This is a genomic window from Psychrobacter sp. 1U2 (assembly GCF_051847575.1).
This window is the reverse complement of record NZ_JBPYDC010000151.1, coordinates 1-1,618: the sequence shown is the minus strand read 5'-3', so window position 1 is coordinate 1,618 and position 1,618 is coordinate 1. Positions and strand designations below refer to the sequence as shown.

The following is a 1,618-nucleotide window of genomic DNA, read 5'->3' as shown; positions in this document are numbered from 1 at the left end:
AGGTGCGGTGGGGGCGAAGGGGAAAAACGGACTAACAGCCGTTTTTCGATTCGCCGGAGCGGGACGCGTAGCTTGACTGAATGTATCGCCAGCCCTCCACTCAAGCCTACCGCGCAGCCTAGCGCAGTATCGAGCATTCGCGCCCGAATAATCTCTTGGACACTCGCCTGCGCAAGCGAGGTAACACTGCCATACTCAGCGATAAATATCGTTAACGGAGTGATCAGTATTACGGCCAGTCCGTAATGTCGATCAACCAGCGATTCAATACACAGCATCATAAGCAGTATTGCGAGCGCCACCTCCCACATTGATAGATTCCAAGACAACATCCAGCCGGCAACCACCATACCTACTAAGGTACCCAGCAGACGATGCAGCTGTTTAATCCATATCGTGCGCATTTGTATGCCTTGAATAATAATAAAACAACTGACCGCAGCCCAGTATGGATAAGGCATGTCTAGCAGCACTGCTATCGATAATGCCAAGCTAACAAAACTTGCAACGATGATACTGTCACTGATTATATCTGGCTCATAACGATACTCTGGCACAGCAGTAGAGGGGCGCGTCACTAATAAAAACAGCGTATATAAAAGTGCCATAAACATTGAAAAACCACTGCCCAACATCACAAGCCCAGTGGCTGATAATATCTGTTCAGCTGAAACAGGAATGAATAGAGCAATTGCACCCGCCATCATGACAAACAGTCCGGCAGGCGGCGGCTGACGATAATAGCGACCGAAAACAACAACGCTAAAGGCAATCAGCGCAAATACTGGTAGTTTTAGTAAGGGCACTTGCTGCGCAATCAGTCCGAGCGCAAAGCAAAGCGTCATCGCAAAGCTCCACGCCATCACCGTCACTAAACGATAAGGCAACCCGCCTACAAATGGTAAGTTTAATATAACCATGGCTCCTAAAGACGCCTTAATCCCTGCATGTAGTACCCCAAAATATGCGCCAACAAAGACTGGAAAACTGATGGCTATAGCAGCGATGATCGGCATATGCCATGGTCGGCGGCTTCGATTGACCGTGAGCAAATGATCAAGCTCTCCACGAATTAAATGCTTAATATAAGCGAGCATTTATTGTCCCTTCTGTTTTAGCGATGTGAAGAACCCATACACGTTCATAAATTATTACCCTCATACATTGTTTGTGCTTACTGTTCATAGCTTAAGTTAGACAGCCCTAACCATCGCAATCCTCTTCTATATTAAGAAACCTATTGCTATTTGATAAATTAAATTAATATCTAAACCATCAAGTCATGAAAATTAATTATGCATTGTATATTTGTCTCAAAAGAACATTTATACTAATCATATACATATGACCAGTATTCACATAGCTTGTCATTTTACTCAGTACATTGTGATTATAACGATAATAATCTAATAGCGATAACCAACCGTATTTATCCATTCTTATCTCTAATACGAATACAAGCTTATAAAAACCAGCCATCGGTCGTACTAGAGCAAACCAAATAAAGAGATCAACTATGTTAACTTACAAAGCTCCTTTACGTGATATTAAGTTTTTGATTAACGATGTATTTGACTTTCAAACGCATTATAAAGACTTAGACAATGGCGCAAATGCT

The 1,618-nt window shown here is 42.8% G+C and carries 2 protein-coding genes; one reads left to right on the top strand and one right to left on the bottom strand.

Annotated features, from left to right (window positions below):
• Nucleotides 1–1,097, bottom strand: a 1,097-nt coding sequence (locus ACS8FD_RS14005; RefSeq protein ID WP_439276317.1) for an FUSC family protein, incomplete at its 3' end; no start/stop codon positions are given.
• Between the two features lie 419 nt (nucleotides 1,098–1,516).
• Here ACS8FD_RS14005 and ACS8FD_RS14000 point away from each other — a divergent pair.
• On the top strand, nucleotides 1,517–1,618 hold a 102-nt coding region (locus ACS8FD_RS14000; protein WP_439276318.1), incomplete at its 3' end, for an acyl-CoA dehydrogenase N-terminal domain-containing protein.